The sequence below is a fragment of the Acidocella sp. genome (assembly GCF_013044125.1).
Taxonomy (GTDB): Bacteria; Pseudomonadota; Alphaproteobacteria; order Acetobacterales; family Acetobacteraceae; genus Acidocella.
This window is the reverse complement of record NZ_JABEVC010000103.1, coordinates 1-4,244: the sequence shown is the minus strand read 5'-3', so window position 1 is coordinate 4,244 and position 4,244 is coordinate 1. Positions and strand designations below refer to the sequence as shown.

Genomic DNA, 4,244 nt, shown 5'->3' with positions numbered 1-4,244 from the left:
GCGGATATGGCGAAGGCCGGCATCGGCTTTGGCCGCGCCGTGCGCCAGGGCGAGGATGAGGATGCGATCAAGCGCATGTTCACCCCGGAATTCCGCAACCGGCTGGATGCGGTGATCCCCTTCGCGCCGCTGACGCCAGAAATCGTCGGCCGCGTGGTGGAGAAGTTCGTGATGCAGCTGGAAGCGCAGCTGGCGGACCGCAATGTGACCATCGAGCTGTCCTCGGCCGCCAAGGAGTTTTTGGCCGAGCGGGGCTACGAGCCGCTGTATGGCGCAAGGCCGCTGGCCCGCGTTATCCAGGAGCTGATCAAGAAGCCGCTGGCCGAGGAGCTGCTGTTCGGCAAGCTGGTGAAGGGGGGTGCTGTGAAGGTGACGCTGAAGGACGGGAAGCTGGCCTTCGACGTGGCGGAAGCCGCCCTGCCCGCCCTGCCCAAGCCGGAAGCCGATGGCGACGATCCGGCGGGCGAAAAGCAGCCCGAGGAAGTGCATTAGAGCTGGATGACATGAGATGGAATCGCCACGCGATTCCATCTCATGTCTGAAACCGGCTCTAAAACACGCCCCTCCCCCATTCAAACAGCGCCTCAGGCACGATGTGGCGGCGCCAACTTACGCAGAATATGTTTCTGGATTTTCCCGGTTGATGTCTTGGGCAACTCGGCGAACACATATTTCTTTGGAATTTTGAACCCGGCCAGATGCTCGCGGCAATAGGCGCTCAACTCTTCGGGCGTCACGCTGGCACCGTCCTTAAGTGTGACCACCGCCATCGGCACCTCGCCCCATTTTTCGTCGGGCGCCGCCACCACAGCGGCTTCCCGCACAGCCGGATGCCGGTAGAGCACGTCTTCCACCTCCAATGATGAGATGTTCTCCCCGCCGGAGATGATAATATCCTTCGAGCGATCCTTTATCTCGACATACCCATCTGGGTGCAGCACGCCCAGGTCGCCAGTCAGGAACCAGCCATTACGAAAAACCTCTTGCGTGGCCTTGGTATTTTTGAAATATCCCTTCATCACCACATTACCCCGGAACGCAAGCTCGCCCAGGGTGCGGCCATCGGCTGGCACAGGCTCTCCCTGCGGGTCGAGAATGCTGAGATCCTCCTGCGTGATCCCCGGCACTCCCTGGCGCGCCATCAGCCTGGCCCGCGCGGCAACATCCAGCGCCGGCCAGCCTGGTTGAATTTCGCATGTGGCGGAGGGACCATAAACCTCGGTCAGCCCGTAAACATGCTGCACCCGAAAGCCCAGGCGCTCCGTCCCCTCGATGATCGCGCTCGGCGGCGCGGCGCCCGCGGTGGCGAGCAGAACCTCGCGCGCCAGGGGTTTACGCAGCCCGGCGGGCGCGTTGATGAGCATGCCCAGTACAATCGGCGCGCCGCACATATGCGTCACCCCATGCCGCTCGATATGTTCGAAAATCGCGCCGGCCTCCACCTTGCGCAGGCATACATGCGTGGCGCCCAGCGCGGTCACGGCCCAGGTAAACGTCCAGCCTGAGCAATGGAACATCGGCAGCGTCCACAGATACCGGCTCTGCGGCGTCAGCCCAATGGTCAGCGCCACGCCGAGCGCCCCCAGATACGCGCCGCGATGCGAGTACACCACGCCTTTCGGGTTGCCCGTTGTGCCTGATGTGTAGTTGACCGCAATCGCCTTCCACTCGTCCTCGGGTCCGCTCCAGGCGGCCGGCTCGTGCAGGGCCATCCAGTCCTCGTATTCCGGCGCGCCCAGCGTTAACCCGGCGGGGGCCGCTTCGTCCGCAATCTCCACCAGCGCCACCTCACGGCCCAGCAGATCCAGCGCGGCGCGCGCCTTGGGTGCCCATTCGCGGTCCACCAAAAACAATTTTGCCGCCGCGTGTTCCAGGATAAAAGCAATAGCGGCCGCATCCAGCAGCGTATTGACCATGCACAGCACCGCCCCCGCGAGCGGCACCGCATAATGCGCCTCCAGCGCCGCGGGGCCATTGGGCGCCAGCACGGCCACACAGTCTCCAGGCTGCACACCCGCGGCTTTTATGGCACTGGCAACCTTGCGGATGCGCGTGGCGAATTGCGCGTAGGTATAGCTGCGGTCATGGTGCGTGAGCGCACATTTGCCGGGGAAGACGCGCTCCGCCCGGCGAAGAAAACTTAGCGGCGAGAGCGGCACATAATTCGCCGGGTTCCGCTCCAAACCTGTCTCAAAAATCGCAGTCATTGGCTCGCTCATTCTGGCGTCCTCATCCCTTGTTTCACCGGCCCGGGCGGCGGCGCTGAAAGCCCGCACCACCCGCCCTCGGCAAAGGCGGCATAAGCCTGGGCAAAGCCCGGCGCGGTGAGCACATTTCCCCCCTCCAACCGGCATCCCGCCGCATCCCCCGGCAGGTTCAGCGGCGCCAGCACGCCGGTGCAGAACCGCCCGGCCTCCTCAAGCAAGGTGAGCGCGAGATCAACGCCGAACCCCTGCTCCGCAAACAGCGCGCTGAGTTCATCCAGGTTGAATGCGCTGCTCAGGAGAAACCGAAGGTCGTCAAGCGGGGGGGAGTATAATCCACGGCGGCACCTCATTCATGAACCTGATTATGGCTGCCGCGCGTCTTCATGCCGCGGTCCGGAGCGGATTAGTACCAAACGGTCGTTACAGTCAAGCGAAAGCTCTTTGCGCCGCTGCCCCCCTGAATTAAAACAAGGCGATGAAGCAACGCCTGCAAAAACCAAAACCTCGCGAAACCAGCGCCACGGCTGACTCCGGCGCGCGCCACCTGGAGATACTCAACACCGCCGCCGCGCTGTTCGCCGAACGCGGCTACCACGCCACCGCGGTGCGCGACATCGGCGCGCGCGTCGGGCTGCTTGGCGGCTCGCTCTATCACTACATCAAATCCAAGGAGGCGTTGTTCGTTAAAATCCACAACAGCGCCCTGCAAAGCGCGGCCAGCAAAATCGAGGCGGCCATCGCCGGGCAATCCTCGCCATGGGAGCGGCTGGAGGCCGCCTGCGTCACCCTGGCCGAGCTGCAACTGGACCCGGCCTCGATCACCATGCCGCTGATGAATGATTTCCGGCTCCTGCCGCCGGAGCTGCGCGCCCAATTGATCGAAACGCGCGACCAGTTCGAGGCAATTTTTGACCGGCTGGTAACCACCCTCCCCCTGGCGCCAGAGATTGACCGGAAAATCTACCGGATCAGCCTGCTCACCCTGCTCAACAATCTGTGCAACTGGTACCGGCCGGGCAAATATGCCCCCGCCGAAATCGCCCATGAGCTCATGAAAATCTTCCACGCCTCATCCACTCCGGGGCTTGCCGCCAACGCATCCTGACTCGCGGGCCTCATCTGCCCGCCACCGGCAACAACAGGGCCGCAAGTTTCCACGCGCCGCAACCGCCAAATTCAGGCCAGAAAATGCTATGTTTGCAACATAACATGTGTAAGTTTCCGCATAGCAAGCCCTACAGGGCCGGCAAAGGAGATCCGCCGATGGATTTTATCTTCATGTTAACCCGTAACGATCAAACCGTAACGGATTGCCTGGAGATTTGCGACCTCATCAGCCCGCTAAAACTGCGGCATGTGGGCTTCAAGGATGTCGGCGTCGATTTCGACACATTGCGGTCCCTGACTACGAAAATTCATGCCATGGGCGCCCGCAGCTACATGGAGGTGGTCAGCACCACCGCGGGCGACTGCCTCAAAGCCGCGCGCATGGCGGTAACATTGGGCGCTGGCCACCTGCTGGGCGGCACGGAGGTTGACGCAACGCTGGAGATTATCCGGGGCACGCCGATCCGCTATTATCCCTTCCCCGGCACGCCGCATGGCCACCCCACGCGGCTGGGCGGCAGCGCCGCGCAGGTGGAGGCGCAGTGCCGCATGTTTATGCAAAAAGGTTGCGCCGGGGCTGATCTCCTGGCCTACCGGGCAACGCAGGATGAACCGCTGCGCCTGGTTGAAGCGGCCCGCCGCGGGCTCTCCGGCGGGCGGCTGATCGTCGCCGGCAATATCGATTCCGCGGCGCGCATCGCGGCGATTTCCGCTCGCGGCGCAGATGCCTTCACCATCGGTTCCGCTATCTTCAACGGCGCCTACGCGCCAAACAAGGGATCCACCCTTTCGCAACTGGCCGATGTAATAGCCGATTGCGCGAACAGCACGTAGTGTCCTGCCCCTGAAGTCCGCTGCATCTCGCCGCGGACGGAAGGGACAAGCAGGCCACTGAAAACAAAGCGCGCGTGTCCCGCGCGGGAAGATATT

At 63.0% G+C, this 4,244-nt stretch carries 4 protein-coding genes and 1 pseudogene; 3 read left to right on the top strand and 2 right to left on the bottom strand.

Annotated features, from left to right (window positions below; genetic code table 11):
* A pseudogene (clpA, locus tag HKL97_RS06570) lies at positions 1 to 492 on the top strand (ATP-dependent Clp protease ATP-binding subunit ClpA); the annotation flags it as partial.
* Positions 493 to 584: 92 nt separating this feature from the next.
* Here the strand turns inward: clpA and HKL97_RS06565 are convergent.
* Positions 585 to 2,207, bottom strand: coding sequence for an AMP-binding protein (locus HKL97_RS06565; RefSeq protein ID WP_291423636.1), 1,623 nt, complete (start codon positions 2,205 to 2,207; stop codon positions 585 to 587).
* Between the two features lie 8 nt (positions 2,208 to 2,215).
* Positions 2,216 to 2,557, bottom strand: a complete 342-nt coding sequence (locus HKL97_RS06560) for a hypothetical protein (RefSeq protein WP_291423634.1) — start codon at positions 2,555 to 2,557, stop codon at positions 2,216 to 2,218.
* A 125-nt stretch (positions 2,558 to 2,682) separates the two neighbouring features.
* Between HKL97_RS06560 and HKL97_RS06555 the strand changes: the two genes are divergently transcribed.
* Positions 2,683 to 3,312 (top strand): TetR/AcrR family transcriptional regulator, encoded by a 630-nt coding sequence (locus HKL97_RS06555; protein ID WP_291423632.1) that lies wholly within the window; start codon positions 2,683 to 2,685, stop codon positions 3,310 to 3,312.
* A 158-nt stretch (positions 3,313 to 3,470) separates the two neighbouring features.
* Positions 3,471 to 4,148 (top strand): hypothetical protein, encoded by a 678-nt coding sequence (locus HKL97_RS06550; protein WP_291423630.1) that lies wholly within the window; start codon positions 3,471 to 3,473, stop codon positions 4,146 to 4,148.
* Positions 4,149 to 4,244 lie beyond the last annotated feature (96 nt).